We start from the raw sequence: 23,495 nt of genomic DNA, 5'->3' as shown, positions 1-23,495 counted from the left end.
GTTAATCGGCCGTCTTGCCTATCGTTGCTCCGGCGGGAGCGACGGGATTGATGACGGCACTAGCACAGACAGCAGATACATACCGTTTCGGCGGACATCAGACCTTTCCGCTTCGAATCGCTTGGTTACCCAAGACCGCAAAGGGCCTCAGCGAAGGCCGCGATGTGCTCGGCAACGTTCTGGCAGGGGTCGTCAATCTCGGTCTCGGTAAGAACATGGTCGAAGCGCTGCGATGCTGGGCAGACGCCTATGGCGTCGCATGTCGGGGCGAGGCCGGCTGGCAGCTGACGCCCGAGGGTCAGGCGATCTTCGGCCCCAAGGGCTATGACCGATATCTCGAGGACACTCAGACTTTGTGGTGGCTTCATTGGAAGATCGCCACTCAGGAGAAGGGGCGCTTCTTCGCCTGGGAGCTCTTGTTCAATCGCTGGAACGACCCAACGTTCACGGCCTCGGCGGTGCTCGCGGCGTTCGCCAAGGAAGCCGCCCGCAGCGGGCGAAGCCTGTCCGAGATCAGCTTGAAGCAGCATTATGACGTGTGGCTGCGCACCTACTGCCCGCCACGCGGCAGCCGTCTTGGCGAAGATGGGCTCGACAGCCCGATGGCCTCCCTCGGTCTCGTCCGCGCAGCAGGCGAACTCGAGGATGTGGGCCGACGCGAGCCCGTCTACAGCTTCGATCTCGCACCCAAGCGCGGCATCAGCCAAGCGCTGTTCCGCTATTGCCTGATGGCCTGGTGGGAGGCGCGTGACGGTAGTGAGGAGACGGTGCCGTTCCATGAGGTGGTGAGTGGCCCGGGGAGTCCCGGCCGGATCTTCCGCATGCCCGAAAGCGAATTGCGCAGCCGGCTCGAGATGCTCGGCCGCGTCGACGGCGAGATCCAGCTGGTGGAGAGCCTCAATCAGCAACAGCTTCGCCGAACGCGGAAATTTCCACCGGCGAAGCGCCGGCTCGCCGCGATCTATGCGCGCGACGCAGCGGAGCTCGTCGCCCATGGTTGAAACCGACACCAAGCCGGCCACGATGCTCGACCTGCTCAAGGTCCGCTCGCAGCATCTGCGCTCGATTCAGATCGAGCGCGACTATTCCGACCCTGCCACCTCTTCTCACTATGTCGTGACGCCGTTCGTCGCCGCCACCTTCGAGCGCATCGCGCAGAGCCTGCAATTCTGCAGCACGGCGAGGGCGTGGCGGCTGACCGGCGACTATGGTTCGGGCAAGTCGAGCTTCATGCTGGCCTTCGCCCGCTATGCGGCACGCGCCGCTGCGATGCTGCCGGCAGAGCTGCGGGCCACAACTGCCGCGGTTCGCCTGGAACCGGTGCTGGTGGTGGGGGAACGCGAGCCAATCGCCCGCAGCCTGGTTCGCGCGCTGCGCCAGACCGTGTCGCGGCTCGGCGCGACCCCGCCCAAGCCATTAGTCCGGCAGTTGAGCGCCGCCGAGGCGCAGAGTGCCCCGGACCTGCTCGCGCTGGTGGGCGCGATGGGCGATTGGCTTCGCGAAGAGGAGATTGCTTCCGGACTGCTGATCGTCTTCGACGAACTCGGCAAGAACCTCGAATTCGCCGCGGCTTCGCCCGGGGACGGCGACCTCCAGCTGCTCCAGGATCTCGCCGAAGCAGCTGCGCGCAGCGGCGCGGCGCCACTCGTGACGGTGGCGGTGCTCCACCAGGCGGTGACGGCCTATGCTCGGGATCTCCCGAGCCTCGATCGGCGGGAGTGGGAAAAGGTCAGCGGACGGTTCGAGGAAATCCTGTTCGCGCCGCCGCTCGAACAAGGCGCCGCGCTTGTGGCCGCAGCGCTCGGCCTCGATACGGCCGAACTTCCCGGCAAGCTCTCCGGCCGCGCCACGGCGCAGATGCAGGCCGCGGTGGCGGCCGGCTGGTACGGTCCGGGCGCCAATCTCGCCAGCCTCGAGTCCATCGCCCCAGCGCTTGCGCCCTTTGACGCGTTCGTGCTGCCGGTGCTCGCGCGCATCCTGCGGCGCTTCGGGCAGAATGAACGCTCGCTGTTCAGCTTCCTCTCCTCGGCCGAACCGGGCGGGCTGCTCGCCCATGCGGGCCGGCCGCTGGCGCGCTATCGACCTTATCGGCTGCACGATCTCTACGATTATCTGGTGCAGAATCTGAGCGGCGCGCTTGCCAGCGGCACGAGCGGCGTGCGCTGGAACCTGGTGGAGGGCGTGGTTCGCTCGCCGTCCGCGCAGACTGCGCTCGAGCGCGACACGCTCAAGACTGTCGGCCTCATCAATCTGCTCGATGATCCGGGATTGTCGCTCACCCCCGAGCTGCTGGTGCGCATGCTCGCGGACGAAGCGGGACGCGCCGAGGCCATGGCCGCAGTGCGCCGGCTGAAAGAAGACTGCAGGATCCTCTATGACCGCGGCGCCGGCGGCGGGCTGTGCCTGTGGCCGCACACCAGCGTCGACTTACAGGCGGCCTTCGAGCAGGGGCTCGAGGCAGTGGCGCACCAGAGCGATGTGGTGACGGCGCTGCGGCCGGTGCTGCCCAGTGAGCCACTCGTCGCCCGCCGCCATTATATAGAGACCGGCACGATGCGGCATTTCGAGGTGCGCTACGCGCCGCTGGCATCGCTTGGCGACGCGCTCAGGGCGCCGCTCTCCAAGGCATCGGACGGCCATCTGCTGGTGGCGCTTGCCCGCAATCAGCGCGAACGCGACCAGGCGCTGGAGCTGATCGCGGGCCATGATGCCTGGCCCAAGACACTCGTGGTGGGCGTGCCGCCGGCGGTGGGCGACCTCGCGCCGCTGCTGCGCGACCTCGATGCCTGGACCTCGGTCGCGAGCGAAACCCCTGCCTTGTCCGGCGACCGGCTCGCCCGCGAGGAGGTGGCGCGGCAGATCGCGCTCGCCGAAGACCGGCTGCGCCGCGCGCTCGGTGCGCTCATCGACTTCAAGGGCAGCGGGTCGATGGCGGCCCGCTGGTTCTACCAGGGCGAACCGCTCGCCATACGTTCGGGCCGGCAGCTCACCGAAGCCTTGTCGGACGTGTGCGACAGGGCGTTCGAAAAGGCGCCGGTCGTCACCAACGAGCTGCTCAACCGGCGCCAGCTCAGCTCGGCGGCCGCGCGCGCGCGCACCGTCCTGATCGAGGCGCTGGCGCAAGCCTCGGACAAGCCGCTGCTCGGACTCGACGAGACCCATATGCCGCCGGAAATGGCGGCCTACCTCTCGATCCTGCGGGCCGGCAACGTCCATGTGCTGCGCGACGGGCGCTGGCAAATCGTCCGTCCCGATCCCGATCCCCTCAACCTCGCGCCTGCGCTCGATCGAATCGGCGAGGTGCTGCGGCGCGAGGAAGACCGCCGCGTGCCGTTTCTTGAGGTTGTGGAGGAACTCAAGGCCCCCGATTACGGGATCCGCGACGGGCTGATCCCGCTGCTGGTGGCGATCTATCTCGCCGCCTATTGGCATCACACGGCGGTCTATGAGGAGGGCACCTATCTCGAACAGGTGGGCGGCCCCGAGTTCATGCGCATGCTCAAGGAGCCGGAGTTCTTCACGCTCCAGCATTGCGCGGTGGAAGGGGTGCGGACCGCCGTGTTCAAGCGGCTGGCGAGCGTAGTGGGCGTGCCGCAGGCCGGCGATTCGCCTGATCTGCTTGATGTGGTGCGCCCGCTCATGCAGTTTGTGGCGAGGCTGCCCGACCATGCCAAGCGCACCCGTAATCTGAGCGTCACAGCGGCGTCGGTTCGCACTGTTCTGATGCGCGTGCAGGATCCGAGCGCGATGCTATTTCGCGACCTGCCGCGCGCGTGCGGCCTCGACCCGTTCAGCGCCGACGAGGCGGTGGACGACGAACGCCTTGATGCCTTTGTGTCGGCGATCTCCAAGTCGGTACATGATCTCCATGCCGCCTATCCCGCGCTGCTCGACCGGATCGCCGAGGCGCTGGCGCGGGCGACCGAATCCACGGCCGGCATCGAGACGCTGCAGGCGGCGCTGACGCGCCGCGCCGCGCCGCTCGTTTCGACCGTCGCGGAGCCCGAGCTCAAGAGCTTCGCGCTGCGCCTCGCCGACGAGAATCTGACGTCCAAGGCCTGGCTGGAATCGATTGCGAGCTTCCTTGCGCGAAAACCGCCCGAACGTTGGGCCGAGGCTGACGAGCGCGAGTTCCACCACCGGCTCAAGCTGTTGGCGCGCCGGTTCATCCGGGTGGAGGCGGCGCACAGGGAAAGCCTCACGTTGGAAGGCGCGCCCGGCGAGGCGGTTTACCGGCTGGTGATCACCGCGGGCGACGGCCGCGAGCTCGAGGATCTGCTGCGCGGCCAGGCCGATGACGCTGCGGTGGCTGCGTTGGAAGCACAGCTCGGCGCGCTGATCGACACCCATGGGCGTGCCGGGATGCTGGCGATGGCGCGGGCATTGCTCGCCCGCGCCGCCGAAAACGTCCCCTCTTCCGATACGTAAGAACTGGACCCAAGTAGATGAATCGCGAAAGATGCTCGTTAAGGGGCACTTGATGACAAGCACCAAACCCGTTCGCCACATTCTCAGTCTTTCCGGGGGGAAGGACAGCACGGCGCTCGCCATCTATCTGCGCGACCGCGTGCCCGAAATGGAATATATCTTCCACGATACCGGCAAAGAGCTTCCCGATACGCTCGATTATATCGAGCGGCTCGAAGCATATCTTGGCAAGCGCGTGATTCGCACGACAACGCGCGAGGGGTTCGACGACGTGCTGCGCACCAAGGGCGGCATGCTGCCGTCGAACAAGCGGCGCTGGTGTACCGAGTTGCTCAAGCTCAAGCCCTTCGAGGCCTATATCGGCGATGAGCCGTGCATCAACTATGTCGGCATCCGCGCCGATGAGGACCGCGTGGGCTATGTCAGCCACAAGCCCAACATCAAGGCGGTGTTCCCGTTTCGCGAGGATGGCATCGACTATGAGGGCGTGGTGCGCATCCTCGAGGACGCGGGACTCGGTATGCCTCCCTATACCAGCTGGGGCCGCACGCGCTCGGGCTGCTTCTTCTGCTTCTACCAGCAGAAGATCGAGTGGGTGCGTCTCAAGCAGCATTATCCAGAGCGGTTCGAAGAAGCCAAGGCGTATGAGAAGCCCAACCGGGTGAACGGGCAGGTCTTCTATTGGGGCGACGAACCGCTGGCCGACCTCGAGCAGCCCGAGCGCATGGCTGAGATCGAAGAGAATTGGCGAAAATCGCAGGAGCGCCGCCGGGCGCGGCGTGCGAACCGTCCGCTCGCCGCCGTGCTGGGCGGAATGGAGCTTGATGACACACCGCGCGACGGGTGCATGATTTGCCAGCTGTGAGCACACCCGTTCCTGCCAAAGACATGGGCAAGCCAGCACATCCGAGCTTAGGCGAGCGCTGGGTGGGATTTCTGCGCGGCTATGGACCGATCAACCGAATCGAGGGCATGTTCGCCGAGACGCTTCCCAAGCATGCCCGCGCGTTCGGCTTCGAACCGCTGCAATTCGAGCACCCCTATCTCGAAAAGCTGCTCGAGGTCCTCGATCCGGCGCAAGGACGGCTCACCAATGTTGTGCTTACCGGTACGGCGGGCGATGGGAAAACGACCTTGTGCCATGAGCTCTGGCACCGCTTCGGCGGCAGCGCCGAGCGCAAGTCGGGCAAGAACCGCCAGAATTACCTGCCGCTCGATGTGGACACGCCGGACGGCGTGCGGCGACTCCATTTCATCTTTGAGTTCAGCGGCTGGTGCCCCGAGAAGGGCCAGCCTTGGCCCGAGGACCGGCTCGACCTCATCAATCGCTTCGTGGCGTCGGTGCATTCGCCCGACCCACAGGAGTTCTTCGTCATCGCAGCGAATGATGGGCGTCTGATCCAAGCGTTCGACAGCCTGCCCGAATCACCAGCGAAGACCCTGGCTCCCGCGATCGAGGAGCTGCTAGCCGACGAGCTCTCGCGCCTCGACGCGCTCAATCTGTTATTCCTCAACCTGACGCGGATGCCGACCGCCGACATCCTCGAGCGCGCGCTCGATTGCCTGCTCGCACGGCCCGAATGGTCGTGCCTGGAGAGCGAAGCCGAAGACCCGGCCTTTTCGCCTGCTTCGCCGCTCACGCGTAATTTCCGGCTGCTTGGCGACGCCGCGGTCCGCGCGCGACTGCGCGCGCTTGCCGACCTCATGGATTCGAACGGCCTCCACGTCTCGATCCGCGAAATCCTACTGCTCCTGGTCAACGGCCTGCTCGGCTGGCCGGCCGCGCAGGAGCATGTCGCCACCGCGGAGGATCTGCGCACGCTGACCGAAAGCGGCAAGGTTCATGAGGCTGCGCTGTACGGAAACCTGTTCGGCGCGAACTTGCCCGAGCGGCGCCGCGACAAGCTCTCGGTGTTCCGTTTCTTGGGCGGCTTTCGCATCGGCCATGAGACCACCAACCTTCTCGACAGCCTGCTGATCTTCGGGCGCAACGATCCCAACCTCGCGAACGACCACGAGGCCTATCTCGCGAGCGACCCTTATTACGCCGACGATCCCGAGTTCGAGCGGCTGCGCCTCGCCTATCTCGAAGCAGAGGACGAGCGCGCCGACGGTGCGCAGGCATTTCTCGAGGCGCTGGTCAATGAGCGGCGGCGGCTGTTCTTTCGCCTGCCCGAGAATGACGAGCGGCTCGACCCTTGGAAGCTCAGCATCTTTCCCTCAGCCGGCGCCTACCGCCGCCAAGTGCTGGAACCGCTTCGCAGTGGCCGGCCGGTGGACACGATCATCCTTCAGCGGCTCGTTTGCGGCCTCAATCGTATCTGGACGGGGATGCTGGCCGGCGACCTCGACCGGCTGTTCCTGAGCACGGGCCTCGACTTCAGCTCGGCCAAGATCAGCGACATCTATCTCTATGAGGTGCCGTTGCGCAAAAGCCTGCACGGCGACGAGGTCACGATCGTCGCCAGGGACGAAGCGCCGGTGCTGCGGGTCATGCTGGGCCGCGACGAGCAGCCCATCGACTTTCCCTTGTGGCTGGTGCGCTATGAGTTTCTAAGCCGGGTGGCGCAGGGCGCGCTGCCCTCGAGCTTTTCCAAGGAGTGCAATGAGGACGTGCTGGCGTTCAAGAGCCAGGTACTCTCGCAATTCTACAAGCGCGCGGGCGACAATCTCGGCAGCCTCGCGGTGCTGTCCACCGGACCGCGCGGCAGCCTGACGCCGCATCAGCTGGGGATCAGCCTGTGAGCCTGCGCGATCCGCAGAATGTGGGGCAAGTGCCGCGCACCTCGCGCGTGTTCGACGACGTCAAGCTGTGGGTCGAGGAAGCGGTCTTCGGGCATCGTCTCTATGCGCGGCAGAACCCCTGGCTGCTGTTCCTCGAGTTCATGAATGTCGCCGAGGCGCATCATCGTGAGGGCAATCTGTTCGCACGCACCGAGCCTGAGACCAGCACGCCATATTCGCTGCGCTGGCGCATGGGGCTGCGCTCCGTCCTGTTCGACAACAGCCAGCTCGGCAGGCTGGCCGAGGAGAAGCTCGACGACGAGAGCCTGTGGCAGGAATGGTTCAAGGAGATGGCACGGGCAGCCGCGCCGCCGGCGGAAGGCTTCGACTATCTCAAGCAGCGCTTCCCGCGCTTCCAGGATTTCGTCGAGCTGGTGGGCCTGGTGCGCCAGACCGCGCTCGAGACCTCGAACAATGTCCGCTGGTCCTCGCGCTTCATCTTCCCGTTCGGGGTCAACGCGATCTACAGCGACGCGATCATCCAGCAGCGCTCGCCCAAGCGCGACTATACCAATTTCGGCCGCACCGGCGAGCTTCTCTATCTGATGGTCACAAGGGCGCGCGGCGGCGAGGCACTCAAGCCGCACTTCGAAAAATTGTTCGATCCCGATCTTCCCAAGAACCGGCTGATCGGCCTGTTGTGCGCCGATACCGATCAGCGCGCCCCGCTCGAGATGCCGGGGAACAGCTTTCTTCCCTATCGCAGCCATCCGACATTCGATCGGCTGGCGGAAGACTGGACCGCGATCTTCAAGCTCGGCCTTCCCGGCCAAGACGCCTATCAGCATCTGGCGCCGCTCAGCAGCCTGCACGTGCTGCTCTACGCCCTGGAGACGGCCGCCGCGACGGTGGACCTGCCGCGCCCGAGCCTGGTGTGCGAGATCATCGCGCCGAGGCGCGAGCTCGTCCGGCAGCGCTCGATCGCGTCCTATTACGGCAATGACGCGCTGAGCCGCCAGGCCGCCGAAGCCTATGCCGAACGCCTGATCGCAAGCGAGGACTGGCGCGACGTGCATGATCCCGAGCTTCCCGAGAGCGAGCGGCTCCAGCTCGCCGCCGATCTGCTCGAGCGCGACTTCGGCTATGCGCCCAAGGAGCTGCATGTCGCCACGCCCGAGGATCTGCTGCTGCAGTTCCGTCAGGCGCTCGAAGCCAAGCATGACGACAATTGGAGCTCGGTCCATTTGAGCTATGGCAAGGGAATCGGGCTGGTGTCGAGCCGCGGCACCAACCGTAATCGTTACGCCCCCACCGACGAGTTGCTGAAGACGCTGGTGATGGCGCGTGTTCCCGGCCGCACCGAGTTCGGCAAGTTCCTGACCGACCTCTACGCCCATTACGGGCTGGTCTTCGGGCCGGTGGAGGCCAAGGACGCGCTGGCCGCGGCCGATTTCGACGACACGAGCTTCGAGCGCAACCGCGCGCGCCTCGAGGCCCGGCTGAGCAGCATGGGCTTGCTCAAGCGGCTGTCGGACGCCTGCGCCTATGTGATCAACCCCTTCGCGGAGAAGGCGGCATGACCGCCGAGCTGTCGCTGATCGGGCGGCTTGCCGCCGGGCTGATCCAGACCACGCTCGACCAGGGTGCGAACGAGACCGGCTGCGCACGGTTCCTGGTGCATGCCATGGCCCCCGACGAGGTGCTGGCGATCGTGGAGGCGGTGGACAGCGATCCCCATCTTGCGCCGCGGCTCGAGATTTGTCTGCCGCGCTATCGGTTCGAAGGGCTAGAAGGCGTCAAGCCCGAGCATCTGACCGACCACGCGACCACCTATCTGCGCCATGCCGAATGCCCGCGCGAAGGCCGGCTGATGGTGCTCGCCGACGACAGCCAAATGCAGTCGATGGCGCAGGTGGAGCCGCTCGATGCCGAGGCGCTCCTCGATGAAGGTCGCGCGGGGCGCTGGATCGACATCGCGGCCGAGACGCTGTCGCTGGCGGATGAGACCAAGGTCGAGTGGCAGGCGGCGCTGACGACATTGCTGCGCATGCACCGGGCGGGCTTGCGGCAGGTGGCGCAGTTCGTCTCGGCCACCGCCGCGGCGCTCGCCGGCGGCGAGACGCTGTCGCGGTCGCTCGGCCGCTCCTTGCCCGCGCTTCGGCTGCCGCGCTTCGACGGGCTGTTCGACGACCTGCCGCCCGCGCGCCGGCACCAGCCCTCGCAGTGGCGCTCGCGCTTCGAGGCGCATTGGCGCCGCGATTGCTACATCGCCAAGCGCGATCGCAGCCAGATGCCGCTCCCGGGCCGCGCGAAGCTGCGCGAAAAGCTTGACGAGCTGCGCGAGCAGATGCGCGAGGAAGTCCAAAGCGCGATCGAGGCCTATATCGATGCCCCCGACGGCGCGAGCGAAGCTTCCTTCGCGCTCTTCCACACCGACTGGTCCGAGCTCCAGCAATTCTTCGAGGAAGCGCAGAAGAGCGAAGGCCGCTCGCTTGGCCAGGAAACCCATGATTTCTATCGGATCCGGGACCGCGAGCTGCTGACCGACGCCGAGCGCGACTATCTCAGGATCTTCGTCGAGCAGCGCCGCCAGAACCCCACAAAGACGCCCGAGGACGAGGCATTCTATGCGGCGCATGCCCATGAGCTGCGCGAGGACCAGCGCCTCGCCGCGCTGTGGGAGCGCTTCATCTTCGGCCAGCGCGTCGAATGCCGCGATCTTCTCGATGGTCTGGTCCAGTGCATCCGCCGAATCTATCAGGCCGGCAGCGCCGCCGAACAGATCCTGGTGGTAGAAGGGCTTGAACGTAGCGAAGTCAGCTTCCTTCCGCTCAACAACGAAGTCTGTACCTTCTTCGCGAGGCGCTATCATGGGCTCGACGCGGCGCTGAGGGGCCTGGTGGAATTCAGAAACGTCAAGGCATTCGACTATCTCGAATTCCGCGATGACATCGCCGGCTTCGCCAAGCGAACCCCGGACGCCTCGAGCCGCCGGAGCCGGCAGCTGAGCTTCAAGGTATGGCTCGAGACCCGCGAAGGGCCGGTGCCGGTCAAGACCTCGGAGCTGCGCCTGGTCTGGGAGTGCAATCCGAAGGCCGTGGGCATGGGCCTCCACACTGATCTCGACCGCCTGCGCACCAACAACGCGGGAACACCGCTAGTCCAGTGTCGCGCGAGCCGTCCGGGCATCGGCCGCTTCAAGACGGGCGGGATCGACCTCCACGACCGCACCACCTTCGAGCCGGAAGGGTCGCGCGAGCGCGGCTGCTTCGCTCCCCCGCGATCGCGGGCCGAATCGATCACCAAGGCCTGGAAGCAGGCTCTGGCCGGCGTGGTAGCGGACGAGCTCGCCAGCGCGGCGACCGCCGATACGCTGCAGGAGGCGTTCGCTGCCTTCGAGACCGCCTATCGCACCGCGTTGGACGACCTTGCCGTCACCGGGCTCGCCGCCGCGAGTTTCACGGTCCAGGCCGAGCGGTACGGCGCGCTCCTTGGGGCGGTGGTGGACGCGGTGGATGCACCGGTGGCGCTCGATCGCCTGTTGAAGCCCTTGCTCGACATCGGCGTGGCGCAGCTCGACGGGCCCGGCGCGGCGCGTCCGGTGGCGGTGGTCACGCCCTGGCATCCGTTGCGGCTCGCCGGCCAAGCTGCTCGCTGGACGATGTTTCGCGACAATCTTGCTCAGCTGTTCTCGTCGAATGCCTCGGGCTTCACCGACGCCGGCGGTCTTTATTTCGGCGAGCTGCGCCGGGCGCTGGCGCAGCCGATCCGGCCCGATGTGGTCACCGGCTGGAACGCATCGAAGCCGATAGTGCTGGCACTGACCGACGCCGTCAACGATTACAGCCTGCACGAGCCAGCGGTCACCGCGGCCGGCGAAGCGGCTGCCACCAACGATCATGTGGGTCCAATCGCGCGCCAGATCACCGGGCTCGTCCAGAACTATCTGCAGCTGCAGCCGCACGAGAAGGACAACCTTTCGGTCGTTCTCTACAATTGCGACGCGGCCGCCCTGCCACAGGCCGTGGTGGACAGCCTTCGCGTGGAGGCCGAGCGTGAAGGCGGCGATGCGATGTGTCAGGTGATCCTGCGCCATCGCGACGAAGACCGGCTGAGCCAGCTCTACCAGCAGCTGGTGTCGCGCGACATAGGCGACGACAGCCTGCACGCGAGCGAGGCGACGCGCGATTTCATGTCGCGGCTGCGCATTTCGATCATGGTCAACACATCGGTTCCCGCCATGACCGCTGACGGCCCGCCGCTCGACATCGTGTTCTGCCATGACGTGATCTCACGAGCCGCGATGCTCGGCTGGGTGGAGGTTGGCCGGGTCACCTGGCCCGCGGATAGGATCGATCCGGGTCAGTGGTCGCGAAGGCGCCCGATCCGGCGCGGCGACCGGGATGCGGTGGTCTATCTCGTCTGCCCTGCCCAGCCCGCCGAGGGCTGGGACTATCTCGACGCGGTGGCGGCGCTTTTCCAGCCGAGCGCGGCGCGCAAGGCGCGGCAATCCGGTGAGACGCTCGTTCCGGCGCGCCAGACCACCGTCCAGGATCCAGCGACTCGCCAGATCCTCGAGGAGACGCACCGCCTCGGCAGTTGGGTCGTCAATTTTGACGATCTGCTCGACCGGCGCCAGCTCATCGACAATCATATCCGGATCATTCGCTACAAGCACGCCGGCCCCGACGGCCGTAGCCTGGTCATCTCCTCGCAAGCTCCCGACAGCATGCTGAGGGCAACCCTGCGCAGCAGGATCAAGGCGCTCGATCCAGACTATAGTGAGGCGGAACTCGAAGCGTTGACCGCGCGGCTGATCGACGATGCAAACGCCGTTTCCGGCGACATCGTCCTGCGGGCGGCCAAGCGCGGCAGCAACGCCAATGAGCTGATCGGGGTGGTCCTTTCGAAATATCTGGTGGACGCGGAACTCAATCCGGAGGCGCCGAGAGCCTGGCTGTTCCTCGACGACTATGCCGCCTGGCTCGGGCAGGACGAAAAGCGCATCGCGGATCTCTTGTGCCTCGCGCCGGGAACCGATGCGGAGGGCAACAGCGTGCTTGAGGTGGTGGTCACCGAGGCAAAATATGTCGCGGCGGCAAGCGCCAGCGCGAAGGCCGGCGACAGCGAGCGCCAGCTGCGCGACACGCTGACCCGGCTGGAAGAGGCGCTGCTTGCCGATCAGGCGCCGGCCGACAGCCATATCTGGCGAGCCCGGCTCTCCGACATGTTGCTTGATGGCCTGCGCGATCCAAGCGGCGCGGTGGCGACGCTTGGCGCGGACTGGAGAGTGGCGTTGCGCGAAGCCGGCTGCGGCATCGCGCTACGCGGCTACTCGCATGTCTTCGCACATGGCGCGCCGGGCACCGGCGATCAAGTGACGGACGAACGTATCGGCGTGCGCACCACTAAAACCGGCTTTCAGGAGCGCTATTCTCCGGAATCGTTGCGGAAGATCCTGCGCTGCTATGCCAACCGCCAGTCTCCCAACGCAGTGCGCTGCGACGCGGTTGGCGATTGGCTCGCTGATGTCGAGCGGGTGGCGCCGAACGTTCTGGAGTCGCCCAAGGCTATGCCGCACGAATCGGTGCCTGCGGCTTCCGCCCCGCAGGATATCGGCCAACGGGCGGAGCTGCCGGTAGCAACTGAAGTCGCGCCAGTGGAAGCGCTGCCGATGCACGTGAGCCGGTTTCAAGCGCTGATCGCCAGCCTCGCTGCAGAAGTACGGCACCGCCAGAATGACGCGGCGTGGCTTGAGGACGTGACTACGCGCTGCCGCAACGCCCTACTTCGCTACGGTATGTCCGCGCGCTTGGAGAGCAATATCCTTACGCCCAATGCAGCGCTCCTCAAGTTTAAGGGCAGCGACGAGCTTACGGTGGCCGCGGTGCTGCGCCGGCTCACCGAGCTTGAGACCACGCACGGGCTCGAGGTGCTGAGCGTTCGCGCCGAACCCGGACGCGTGGCCATCTCGATCATGCGACCGCACCGCGAGGTGCTGACGCTCGCCGAAGTATGGAAGGACTGGATCGTTCCGCCGGCCCAAGCGAACAATCGGCTGCTGATCGCCGTCAAGGAGGAGGATGGCGCTCCCTTGTTTTTAGAACCCGAGCCTGCTCCGCACAGCCTCGTCGCCGGCAGCACCGGCAGCGGCAAATCGGTTCTTGTTCAGAACATTCTGTTGGGTATCGCAGCAACAAATCTTCCCGAACTTGCCGAAATCGTGCTCATCGACCCCAAGTCCGGTGTCGACTATTTCGCGTTCGAGACGCTGCCCCATCTCACCGACGGGATCATCGATACAACCGAGGCGGCGCTCGCCAAGCTAGAGGCGCTCGTCGCCGAGATGGAGCGTCGCTACGGCCTCTTCAAAGAGGCGCGGGTCTCCAACATTCGCAGCTACAATCAGAAGGCCGAGACGCCGCTGCCCACGATCTGGCTCGTCCATGACGAGTTCGCCGACTGGATGCAGATCGATGCCTATCGTGCCGGGGTGGAGGCAGCGGTAAGCAGGCTCGGCGTCAAGGCCCGAGCCGCTGGCATCTACTTGATCTTCGCCGCCCAGCGTCCCGACGCATCGGTGTTCCCGATGCAGTTGCGCAGCAATCTCGGCAACCGGCTGGTGCTGCGCGTGGATAGCGCGGGCACGTCGGATCTCTCGCTCGGCGTCAAGGGCGGCGGGGCGGAGCGACTGCTCGGCAAGGGCCATCTCGCCGCGATTCTGGGGGGCGGCACGGAGCCGATCTATGCGCAGGTTCCCTTTGTCGGTGAGGAAGAGCTTCCGCGCCTGGTGGAGGCGATCATCCAGGATCTGGAGGCGAGGTGAGGATCCGGGCCTATCTCGACAATAACGCGACGACCCGGCTCGCGCCTGAAGCCCTCGCCGCGATGATGCCCTACCTCACCGACCTATACCTGAATGCCTCCTCGAGCGCCGGCGAGCTCATGGGCGCCGCCCGCCCGCTGTCGCAGGCGAAGCGGGCGCTCGGGCAGCTGTTCGGCGACGAGACTGCCGCCGGCCGCTTCTTTCTCACGTCCGGAGCCTCCGAAGCCAATAGCTGGGCGCTTCACGCCGCCACCTTCGGTCGAAGCGCCGGGCATCTGGTCGCCTCGGCGATCGAACACCCATCGCTATTAAGTGCTCTTGACGCCTTGGCTGCCCTGGGCTGGGACGTCGATCTCGTACGTCCCCGCAGCAGCGGCCGAGTGGAGCCGGCCGACATTGCCGCGCTTCTGCGCGAAGACACGGCGTTCGTCGCGGTGATGCTCGCCAACAACGAAACCGGCGTCATCCAGCCGGTGGCCGAGATCGGCGCTCTGGTGCGCGACGCGAGTCCGGCAGCCCTGCTCCACATCGATGCAACCCAGGCGGTGGGGCGCATACCGCTGAGCCTCGATGGAAATCTGGTGCAGGCCGATCTCGTTTCGCTGTCGGCACACAAATTCCACGGACCGAATGGTGCCGGCGCCCTGTTCGCGTCGGGCGACATCCGTCTTCCGGCGTTGGTCCATGGCAGCCAGCAAGATGGCCGTCGCGGCGGTACCCCCGACACCGCCGCTGCGGCAGGCCTGGCCGAGAGCGCTAGGCTGGCGCAGGCGCGCCTTCCGCTAATGGACCGAGTGCAGGCGTTGCGTGACGAATTCGAGCGCGCGCTGCTCGAGCGGGTCCCGCACGCGTATGTTCTCGGCAGCGGGGCCCACCGCCTACCGAACACGTCCAGCTTCGTCGTGCCAGGCATCAGCGCAGACCAGCTGGTCGAAACGCTTGCCCTGGAGGGGATCGTCATCGCTTCGGGCTCCGCTTGCTCCAGCGGCACAACAGCACCGTCGCACGTGCTGACGGCGATGGGTGTCGACTATGAGGATGCGAAGGCCGCTCTGCGCGTCAGCCTCTCGGTGGAGACGAGTGCCGAGGAGCTGGGGCTTGCGCTAGACGCAATTGTCGAGCGTGCGCTCGCGCCGGCCTGAGCGGGCGCGGGCACAGCGTACGGGAAGGGTTGGTCGGACTTCCGAACAACGCCGGCCAGCTATCGGTTCTTCTAGATCTCTCGTCATGCTGCGGCTGCGCCCCTGCCATGAGACTGTCCTAGCGCGCTCGATCGTCTCGGTAATGTGCATGCACCCCGCCGCAAGCGTATCCTCAAGATAGCGTGCGAGACGATTAGTCAGATGTATGGCCTCCCTATGCGCTGCAACCGCAACAACCGCAGTCGAGCAGATATTTCAGCAGCGGTCGAAGCGACTGGTCTCTCGCAAGCCCCAGCTCACCATCGAGGCCATACGCACGCCGCACTCACCTGACTCCTGCCGGCGCACAATCCCCGTATGCCCAACACCACTAACGAGGTAAGGCTTCCCCGGTGGTTGCGAGCATGCGCGACCGCTAAAGCGGCGTTTGGGTGCAGTCGGGTTTGTCACCATAGTGCTGACCATCGCTCAACGGTTCTCCTGAAAGCGGCGTGCGAGGCGCGCCGACGCCCCGCTCTTGGCGGCAAGCCGCGCGCCGTAGCGCATGACGGTCTTGGGATCGCGCCAGCGATAAGCTTGCATGATCGCGGGCAGGCTCTCGCCGGCGGCGAAGTTGTCCTGCGCCACGCCGACCCGGATCGAGTGGCTCGAGACGGCCGCCAGCCAGCGCTCCAGCTCGGTTTCGCTCATGGTGCCCAGCAGCTTCTTCTCGAACGCCGCGCGGATGAGGCGACGGTAGATCAAGGTGATCGCGTTCGGGTGCAGTGGCCCCTCCCCTACCGACCGGACCGAGCCGTCGAAATAGGTCTCGACGCGCCGGAAGAGCGGTCCGCCCGCGATCGCGCCGGCCCGCTTCCACTCCTCAATCGCCTGCATGGTCGCGGGCGAGAGATAGGCGATAGCGCCTGCGCGCTCGCGGTCGGTCTTGCTGCTCGCAATGAACAGGGTTCCCGAGCCGTCGGAATCGGGCCCTTCGACCGCGTCACAGACGATCGCCACCAGCTCGGAGCGCCGGCAGCCGCTGTCGTATGCGACGCGCAGCAGCGCCCGGTCGCGCGCGCCGAGCATGTCGCGGCGAGAGGCCTTGAGCAGATGCGCCAGGCAGATACCGGTCGCCGGATCGTCGAGGTCGCTCACCTCGCCCTTGAACCGGATGCCGCGCGCCTGGCGCTGGCGCGTGCCCAATAGCTTGCGCAAGCCCTTGAGCTCGAGCCGCACCAGCGGCGCCGCTGTCGGATCATCAAGCCCCGCCATGCGATAGGCCCAGCCGATGTTCACCAGATAGCGCTCGATCGTCGCCGGCGCCCGCTGCTTCAGCGGATTGCGCGGATCCTGCTCGACCCCCGACAAGGCGCGCAGATAGGACGCGACCGCCTCCGCATCGGCCCGCGCTGTCGCAAGTCCGCGCCGCCGACACCATTGGTCCCAGATCTTCAGGTCCGACAGGAAGGCGCGGATCGTGTTCGTCGACCAGGCCCGCGCGGCCGCGGCGACGAGCTGCGGATCGGCGAGCCGGCGGGCCGGCGCCAGCGCCTCGACCTGCGAGACGATCTCGCTGATCGGCGCCGCCTCGGCACGGTGGAGCGCAGGTTCAGCCATGATTACGCGCGAAGCGCAACGTCTCGTCCGTGCGCACAAGCTGCACGGCCCGCCAGGGCGCCGAGGCCAGCGCATGCCGGGATTTGATCGCCCCGACCCGCTCGAGATAGCAGATGGCGCTGTTCATCCGGCGCGGTTCCCATCCGAGCGCCTCGGCAAGCCGCTTGGTGTCTGCGGCCCGCTCCTCGCCCGTCACCATCCGGTTCGCCAGCGTCCGCGCATCCTCGCTGGGGCTGAACGGCATGAACGCCTCGTCAAAGTCCACGAACAGCGCCGGCTGCGGAGCATAGTGCCCGCTCACGTTCAACTCGCGCAGATAACCGCCGTCCTTCAGGTCGAGCAGCGCGATCCTGAGATCATCCGCCGCGATGTCGAGCGCGGCCGTGAGGTCCTCGAGGGTCACCACGGGGTCGACGGCCAGCGCATGCGCGCTGGTCTCGACGACATGCTTGCCGACCGCGACCGCCGCCGGCGACCAGCCCTCCAGCCCGCTCGGCGCCGTCTGGACATAGCGGGGCGCGGCGCCGAGCGCCGGCTTGCGGCTCACGCCGTGCAGGCGGTCCGCCAGGCCCTTGAGGTCCGCCTCGCTTGCGGGATCGATCTTGAGGAACAGCATCGCCTGCAGGAAGGGCGACAGCTTTGCGGGATCGAGATCGACGACGAGCGGCACGAACCGGCTCTTGCCCCCGACCTGCTGGACGAGCCCGACATCGATCTCCTTGGCCACCCAGGGCTTGGCGATCGACGTTTCGGTCAGCACCACGACGAAATGGGTCATGGCGCCGAGGCCCTCCTCCATCTTCTGTCGAAGACTGTCGCCGGGCTCGATCTCCCACTCGTCGAACCAGACGTCGACGCCGTTCGCCATCAGATATTCCGCGACCGGACGCACCCGATCCTTGTCCTCGCTCGCATGCGCCAGATAGACTTTGGGGTGCGGGGCGCCGTCGGCGGCATTCATGACCTGAACCTTTCCCGGGTCGACACCCAGACGCTTTTCGAGAAGCCGCGCGAAAGCAGGCGAGCCGGTGGTGCGGATCGCTACCCGATTGCCCGACAGCCGGTCGACGAAGACGTCGGCATGATGGCCGGTCTCGGGATCGACGATCGAGGCGGCCGCTCCCCTCGCCTTCTCCTCGAGCGCCTGCATACCGAGCGCGATCGCCTTGGCCTCGATGTCGGCGGCAAACCTGCTGGCGTCGAACGGCCGGCCATTGTGGGTGAACTTGATCATTGGCTGTGGCGCTGAACGTATCGGCGCAGCTCCACCAGATCCTCGTCGGCGAGCAGAATCCCCATCGTCGGATAGTCGTCCTGCAGCGACTTGCGCACGCGGCCGTCGTGAACGCATGGGATTAGCAGCGCGAAGGCGGGGTTGAAGCGGCGGCGCTCCCAGCCCGCGGCCTCCTCGAGCTTCCTGGCGTTCCCGCCCAGCTCGGGCTGGTCGAGCAGCAACCGGGCGAGCACGACCGAATCCTCGACCGGGTCGTGCCCGGTGATCGCGGGATCGCTGGCGATGAACAGCTCTACCGTCGTCCGCACGCGCGGCAGGTGCGGCCCCAGCACATGCGAGAGCTTCACGAGCCCGTCGGCCTCGAGCTCGGCCAGCGCCATTCCCAAGGTCTTGCGGCTCTCCTGCGGAAAGGCCTCGAGCAGCTCGTCGCCAAAATGCGTCGGCAGGCCCTTGGGACTATGCTCGGCCATGTGGCGGCCGAGCCGCTGCGCCAGGTCACTCAGATGCTCGTACACGCCTCGTCTTCCCTGTTGCGCCCCGATGCGGAGGCCCGCCGGCGCACGAACAGCCAGCTCCTATTCCTTACCGGGATATAGAAGCTTCAACAATGGGGTGTTGATAAGGGTCCATTATCAACACTGCGCGTACCGGCACGCTAGACCGAACACTATGCTTGCGTCTACTATCCGCCAGATGGCCGCACCCATTCCCGATCTTTCGGTGCCCAGCTGGACGGGCCCGCTCGCGCACGAACTCGAGACCACAGCAGCCGCCGTCGCCAGCCTGGATGCGCGGATTTCCGCCACAAACTGCCGATCTGCCTGGGTGCGCCGGTCCGCGTGGAGCGGCTATGCCGAAGCGCTGCGTGGACAAGGAGCAGAAATCGACGAAATCGACATTTTCGGCCAGGCCTGCGGGCTTCCCCTGCCCTCCCGCACGCGCCAACCGACCGTTGGCGACGACCTGTCCCAACTCACCGAATGGCAGGCGACCCTTCGCGTGACCCCCCGTCGCCACTGGCGCGAGGCCCTGCCCTTCACGTTCGATCCCCCTTCCGACTGGGGCAGCCGGCCGGTGCTGCTGCGCGCGCTCGAGCTGACCGCCCGCCACGCGCGGGCAAATCGCACCAGCGCGCCCTGGCTCGCGATGCCGATGCTCCTCAACGAGCTTGGCGCGACACGCAACACGCTGCCCAATCTGGTCTGCGCCGACAAGGCACTGCGGCTGCAGCCCGGCGATCGCGAGGCGATCGTTAGGCGTTACCTCAAGCAGCTGCGCCGCGCCGCCGATACCGGCCTGCAGCGGCTCAAGGCGATCGAAGAAGACCGCCTGCGCGCGGCCGAGGCCCTGTCGGGCGCGCGCCGGCCTGGCTCGCTCTTGCCGCTCCTCACGCTCGCCCAGGTCCAGCCGGTGCTGAGCCCCCGTGCCGTGGCAATCCGGCTTCGGCTGACCATCTCCGGAGCCGGCAAGCTGCTGGCGCGCGCCGCAGCCTCCGGCCTGCTTGTCGAGGTGAGCGGGCGCCAGAGCTGGCGCGCCTACCTCCCGCCGGACCTCGCCCAGTCCTTCGGCTTCGTGCCCGCCCGCCGGGGGCGTCCGCTCGCCCCTACCCCGCCGAGGCCGGCGCTCGATGCGGTACTGTCCGACTTCGATGCCGAGATGCGTGCGATCGACGAGCGCCTCGCACGCCTGGGGCTCAGTACGACCGAAGGCGGGTGAGACCGCATCCATGTCCGGTCAACTCGCCGGCCAGAAGCGATCCAGAATCTCGCCAAGCGCGTGCTCCGCATCGGCGCGGCTCGCGCCCGCCTTGGGAAGCAAGGTCAGGGTCACTCCGGCTCGGCCGTGGCCGTCGACGCGGAGGATCTCTGTCCCGCCACTCGTCTTGACAGTGCTCGACACCTTTCCTGTCCTCTTGGGGGAGCCTGTCTTCTTGGGGGCTTCGGCTGCCGCGGCGAGCATCCGCACCACATCCGCGGGAGCTTGCGGCACCGATTCTCCGCTCGCGCGCGCGTTTGCGATCCGGCGCCCTTCGGCGAGCACGCGCGAGCGGCGATCCTCGGGCTTCAGCAGCGGCTTGATCTGCGTCACGTGCTTGATGCCGAGGTCATGAGGCGACTGGAACGCGGCGATGATCTCGGCCGGCAGGCGCGCCATGTCGAGATAGCGGCTGAGCCAGCTCGCCGTGACGTTGATGCGCTCGGCCATCTCCTGCTGCTTCCCGCCGTAATAGGCGTCCAGCGCGCGGAGATAGTCGCGAGCCCGCTCGAAGTCCGAGATATCTTCCCGTGCCCGGTTCTCGATATCGGATAGCCGGAAAGCCTCCTCGTCGGTGAGTTCGCGGATTTCCACGAGAAAGCGGAACTCGGGATAGTTGTGGCTGCGCAGCCAACTCACCGACCAGTGCCGCCGCGCGCCCGAGATCACCTCGAAGTCGTGATCAGGATCGTCCCGGACACGGCGGACCAGCGCCGGCATCTCCTGCTTGCCCTGCGCCTTGAGACTGTCGATCAGGTCGCGGCACCGCTCCTCTGAGAGTGCGGCATAGTCGCGGTTGTGGCCGTGCCACATTCGGCACCGGGCCGGGTCGACCAGCTCGGTGGCGCGGTTGACGAGTGCGCCGGTGGCCAGTTCTGCAAGTCGCGTGCTGCGTCCGGCGAGCACACCCATGCCGAGCCGTGACGGCCGCGCCGGCGGATCATCCGGGGCCTCGATCGCACCGGCCAGATCCGCCGCAAAACTACGGTTTTTCGCGCTCATGGCGCCTCTCCTTCACCCGAAATTGCACCGGTGCAATTTCCATCCGCGCTCATGCCAGTCCCTCCCGCCGCAGGCGGCCTTCGTGGCTCGGCCACATCGATCGGATATCCGTCTCGATCTCGGAATTCACGCCGTCGAGATACGTCAGACACCGGTCGCGCACAGACCTGCTCGTCGTCGGGCCCTCCAGTTCATAAACCGTCATCAACCGCGCGCTGGCGTTGTCGATCTCCGCCGAATCCTTGAGCGGCGTGCGAACCAGCGCATTGCCGTAGAGCTGCCCCATCAGTCCCATCAGCTCGCGTTGCATGGATTTGTTCTCGTCCACCTTCGACGCCACGAAGCGGAGAAAGGCGAGATCGGTGTTCATGCCGTGCTCAAGGAGAACCTGCATCGTCTCATCGAGCATCGCGAGATAAGCGGCGGTCGAAGAGAAATCCATGACGGTGGGGGGCACCGGCACGACCAGGGCGTTGGCGGCCCGCAGCACCGAAAGCGAGATCGCGCCAAGTGCCGGGGGCGGATCGATCACAACCACGTCGTAGCGGTCCGCAACCGAAGCGATACCCTGTTGCAGCCGATCCAGCAGGGCCCCCTGCCCCCGCGCCATTCTGGCCGCAAGTTCGTACTCAGACTGGAAAAGCCGCAGATTGGCCGGAATCAGGTCGAGACCGTCGAAATGCGTGGCGCGAATGGCATATTCGAGGCTGACCAGCTCGTCCTGTCGCAGGAACGGATAGAGCGTGTTCTCCTCCTGAAGGTCGAGGTCAGGGACGTAGCCGAACAGGGTCGTCGCCGACGCCTGGCTGTCGCAGTCAATCAGGAGCACCCGGTAGCCCCGAATCGCCAAAAACTGGGCCAAATGCACCGAAATCGTCGACTTGCCCACTCCGCCCTTGAAGTTCTGGACGGCAACCACGGCGCAGGGATCGTCCGCCGCGCGCCAGGGGCGTGTGCCGAACACCCCGCGCATGTCGTTCAGCTGTGCCAGCGTATAACCGACCCTGCGGTTCGTCTCGGTGCGCCCTGGTTCAGGCAGGCGACCATCCTTCTCAGCCTCGCGTATCGCCGCCGGCGTACGTCCCACCAGATCAGCCGCCTTTCCGATCGTGAAGATCGGTTCGCGTCGCTCGTCGGCACGCTTGCTCTGCGCGCCATCCCGCAGCTTCTCAAGGATGTTCGAGCATCGCTCGGCGAGCGCGCTGATTCGGGTTTGATCCGGTCTAACCCGCGCAATTGCGGTCGCCACAGGCCGTCCTTTCGCTAGGAGAGCATGGCATGCCGCATTTGCACTTTTCCGTCAACGGTAGGCTATATTTCGAAAATATGTACGCCGGGCTGTGGGGAGTACTGCTTGCCTGACCGCTTGGGGGCTATGCGCGACCGTCTCGATCGAAATTGCACCGGTGCAATTTCAGCTCGGCCGGCCCTTGCGCGCGACGTAGCTTTCGCAAAAGCCCTGCCACGACTTCTGCAGCTTGGCGCCGCTCAGCTTGGCAAGGCGGTCGCCCATATGCCCGCGATAAGCCTCGGCAATCAGATCCACGTCCCATCCCCCGCCATGGGAGCGACCGATCGACAGAAACTCCTCCGCTCCCGACCAACGCAGCGAGCCGGACGGGAAGCTTGCAAACTTGGCGCGCGGCCGCTCCGCGTCGGCCGACCTCATCCGCCCCGCGGCCTGACGCACTAGGTCCGAGACGGCAGCCGCGCGCGCGCTCGAGGCAGCGTCATTCGCTTGGCCGGCCGCACCACCAGTTTCGTCCGTCGCTATCCCCACGACGACAGGCAGCCGGACCTGGGGACTGAACTGGCGCGGCGGCTCAGCGACCGCGATTGTCTCGACCGCACCCTCGCGGCGCGCGCGCCGGCCCGCCGAGTGCCGCTCCAGCTCGTCCACCGTCCCGATCTGCGCGGGTGCGTCCTTTGCCTCGAAACGGAACTCGACTTCGGCCACGGCTCTCCCCTGCCGCGTCTCCTTCCACTCAACCCGGAAGTGCGCGAGCTGGTCGATCTCACTCTTCGCCGTCTGAAGCACCTTGCGGCGCAATTGCGCGAAATCCTTATATACGTCCGGAGCTATGCCAAGCGCAGCGCGAAGCGCAGTGATATCGCAGCGCCAGGTCGGCTGTCGCCGGTGGATCCGCAGCGCGCCGATCTCGTAAAGCTTAAGGGCGTAGCTCGATCGGAACCCGAGCACGGCCTGTCTATTCAGGACCGCGTATGTTTCCGACTCCTGAATTAGCTTGCGTGCGTCTGCAGTGAACTCCCATTCGATCCAACCGCTCTCCCCGCCGTCCTCGTCCTCAACCTCCTCTTTCGACATCTGGATCAGCGGGAACCGACGCGTCGCCTTCCGGCCACGCCAGCTTCGATCGTCTTCGGCAAATAGGGTGCGATGAAGCTCCTCGAGCATATCCGAGATGCGCTCGTTGCCCTTGTGACCCCGGCGGATATCTGCCTTGCGCATCCGGTGCGACATGTCGCGCCAAGCATCGCCGCCCGCAGCCAGGATCATCAGCGCCAATAAACGGGATGCGGTCAAGCTGAGCGACTGGCCCTTGACGAACCTTACCTCAACGAGCTTCCCCGGCTTGGCGAACTCTTCGGTCTGCTTGGACGCGAGCGCATGCGCAACGCGCATAGCACGGCCGGCGCGTTCTTGCTCGTCGTCGCTTAGCTCGACATCCTGTACCGGCGAATCATCCATACATTGGCTCCGGGCCTGTTGGCTGCCTGACCTGACCCGCAACGTCAAGTCAGGACAGGAATGGCGGCCGTCGAC

Annotated in this window: 14 protein-coding genes; 8 read left to right on the top strand and 6 right to left on the bottom strand. The window is 66.2% G+C overall.

All coding sequences use genetic code 11. The features are described from left to right. Nucleotides 1-50: 50 nt before the first annotated feature. The 7 genes from ACH0AE_RS16045 to ACH0AE_RS16015 all read left to right on the top strand — a co-directional run bounded on the left by ACH0AE_RS16045 (nt 51) and on the right by ACH0AE_RS16015 (nt 15,120). Nucleotides 51-1,001 (top strand): DUF4007 family protein, encoded by a 951-nt coding sequence (locus ACH0AE_RS16045; RefSeq protein WP_406875954.1) that lies wholly within the window; start codon nt 51-53, stop codon nt 999-1,001. Continuing rightward, on the top strand, nt 994-4,428 hold the full coding sequence (locus ACH0AE_RS16040; protein ID WP_406875953.1) for a hypothetical protein: 3,435 nt from the start codon (nt 994-996) through the stop codon (nt 4,426-4,428). The genes ACH0AE_RS16045 and ACH0AE_RS16040 overlap by 8 nt, the downstream gene beginning before the upstream one ends. A gap of 52 nt (nt 4,429-4,480) precedes the next feature. After that, nucleotides 4,481-5,293, top strand: coding sequence for a phosphoadenosine phosphosulfate reductase family protein (locus ACH0AE_RS16035; protein ID WP_406875952.1), 813 nt, complete (start codon nt 4,481-4,483; stop codon nt 5,291-5,293). 62 nt (nt 5,294-5,355) lie between these two features. After that, nucleotides 5,356-7,173: a hypothetical protein gene (locus tag ACH0AE_RS16030; protein WP_406875951.1), complete on the top strand. Its 1,818-nt coding sequence runs from the start codon at nt 5,356-5,358 to the stop codon at nt 7,171-7,173. After that, nucleotides 7,170-8,732 carry a hypothetical protein gene (locus ACH0AE_RS16025; protein WP_406875950.1) on the top strand — a complete coding sequence of 521 codons (1,563 nt, stop codon included), beginning with the start codon at nt 7,170-7,172 and terminating at the stop codon, nt 8,730-8,732. Before ACH0AE_RS16030 ends, ACH0AE_RS16025 begins: the two co-directional genes overlap by 4 nt. After that, nucleotides 8,729-13,978 (top strand): FtsK/SpoIIIE domain-containing protein, encoded by a 5,250-nt coding sequence (locus ACH0AE_RS16020; RefSeq protein WP_406875949.1) that lies wholly within the window; start codon nt 8,729-8,731, stop codon nt 13,976-13,978. Before ACH0AE_RS16025 ends, ACH0AE_RS16020 begins: the two co-directional genes overlap by 4 nt. Further along, nucleotides 13,975-15,120 (top strand): cysteine desulfurase family protein, encoded by a 1,146-nt coding sequence (locus tag ACH0AE_RS16015; protein ID WP_037569863.1) that lies wholly within the window; start codon nt 13,975-13,977, stop codon nt 15,118-15,120. The genes ACH0AE_RS16020 and ACH0AE_RS16015 overlap by 4 nt, the downstream gene beginning before the upstream one ends. A gap of 468 nt (nt 15,121-15,588) precedes the next feature. Here ACH0AE_RS16015 and ACH0AE_RS16010 read toward each other — a convergent pair whose 3' ends face one another. The 3 genes from ACH0AE_RS16010 to ACH0AE_RS16000 are packed head-to-tail and all read right to left on the bottom strand — an operon-like array spanning nt 15,589 to nt 18,468. Then, complete coding sequence (locus ACH0AE_RS16010) at nt 15,589-16,719, bottom strand: tyrosine-type recombinase/integrase (RefSeq protein ID WP_406875948.1); 1,131 nt, start codon at nt 16,717-16,719, stop codon at nt 15,589-15,591. Continuing rightward, nucleotides 16,712-17,953, bottom strand: coding sequence for a toll/interleukin-1 receptor domain-containing protein (locus ACH0AE_RS16005; protein ID WP_406875947.1), 1,242 nt, complete (start codon nt 17,951-17,953; stop codon nt 16,712-16,714). Before ACH0AE_RS16005 ends, ACH0AE_RS16010 begins: the two co-directional genes overlap by 8 nt. Beyond that, a complete protein-coding gene (locus ACH0AE_RS16000) occupies nt 17,950-18,468 on the bottom strand; it encodes a hypothetical protein (RefSeq protein WP_406875946.1) in 519 nt (172 codons plus the stop codon). Before ACH0AE_RS16000 ends, ACH0AE_RS16005 begins: the two co-directional genes overlap by 4 nt. Before the next feature lie 154 nt (nt 18,469-18,622). Between ACH0AE_RS16000 and ACH0AE_RS15995 the strand changes: the two genes are divergently transcribed. Further along, nucleotides 18,623-19,669, top strand: a complete 1,047-nt coding sequence (locus tag ACH0AE_RS15995; protein WP_406875945.1) for a hypothetical protein — start codon at nt 18,623-18,625, stop codon at nt 19,667-19,669. 18 nt (nt 19,670-19,687) lie between these two features. Here ACH0AE_RS15995 and ACH0AE_RS15990 read toward each other — a convergent pair whose 3' ends face one another. The 3 genes from ACH0AE_RS15990 to ACH0AE_RS15980 all read right to left on the bottom strand — a co-directional run bounded on the left by ACH0AE_RS15990 (nt 19,688) and on the right by ACH0AE_RS15980 (nt 23,354). Beyond that, complete coding sequence (locus ACH0AE_RS15990) at nt 19,688-20,710, bottom strand: ParB/RepB/Spo0J family partition protein (protein ID WP_406875944.1); 1,023 nt, start codon at nt 20,708-20,710, stop codon at nt 19,688-19,690. A gap of 49 nt (nt 20,711-20,759) precedes the next feature. Then, entirely contained in the window at nt 20,760-21,959 is a 1,200-nt protein-coding gene (locus ACH0AE_RS15985) for an AAA family ATPase (protein ID WP_406875943.1), read from the bottom strand. 165 nt (nt 21,960-22,124) lie between these two features. Further along, on the bottom strand, nt 22,125-23,354 hold the full coding sequence (locus ACH0AE_RS15980) for a replication initiation protein (protein WP_406875975.1): 1,230 nt from the start codon (nt 23,352-23,354) through the stop codon (nt 22,125-22,127). Between the last annotated feature and the right edge of the window lie 141 nt (nt 23,355-23,495).

The organism is Sphingomonas sp. 179-A 2A2 NHS (genome assembly GCF_045371305.1).
Taxonomy (GTDB): domain Bacteria; phylum Pseudomonadota; class Alphaproteobacteria; order Sphingomonadales; family Sphingomonadaceae; genus Sphingomonas.
Note: the sequence above shows the minus strand (reverse complement) of the source record. Positions and strands in the feature narration are given on the sequence as shown.

Excerpts from the sequence above, each read along its gene's own strand:
- ACH0AE_RS16010 (WP_406875948.1), bottom strand. The coding sequence starts at position 16,719 with ATGGCTGAACCTGCGCTCCACCGTGCCGAGGCGGCGCCGATCAGCGAG.
- ACH0AE_RS16005 (WP_406875947.1), bottom strand. The coding sequence starts at position 17,953 with ATGATCAAGTTCACCCACAATGGCCGGCCGTTCGACGCCAGCAGGTTT.
- ACH0AE_RS16035 (WP_406875952.1), top strand. The coding sequence starts at position 4,481 with ATGACAAGCACCAAACCCGTTCGCCACATTCTCAGTCTTTCCGGGGGG.
- ACH0AE_RS15995 (WP_406875945.1), top strand. The coding sequence starts at position 18,623 with ATGCTTGCGTCTACTATCCGCCAGATGGCCGCACCCATTCCCGATCTT.
- ACH0AE_RS15990 (WP_406875944.1), bottom strand. The coding sequence starts at position 20,710 with ATGAGCGCGAAAAACCGTAGTTTTGCGGCGGATCTGGCCGGTGCGATC.
- ACH0AE_RS16045 (WP_406875954.1), top strand. The coding sequence starts at position 51 with ATGACGGCACTAGCACAGACAGCAGATACATACCGTTTCGGCGGACAT.
- ACH0AE_RS15980 (WP_406875975.1), bottom strand. The coding sequence starts at position 23,354 with ATGCGCGTTGCGCATGCGCTCGCGTCCAAGCAGACCGAAGAGTTCGCC.
- ACH0AE_RS16040 (WP_406875953.1), top strand. The coding sequence starts at position 994 with ATGGTTGAAACCGACACCAAGCCGGCCACGATGCTCGACCTGCTCAAG.
- ACH0AE_RS16020 (WP_406875949.1), top strand. The coding sequence starts at position 8,729 with ATGACCGCCGAGCTGTCGCTGATCGGGCGGCTTGCCGCCGGGCTGATC.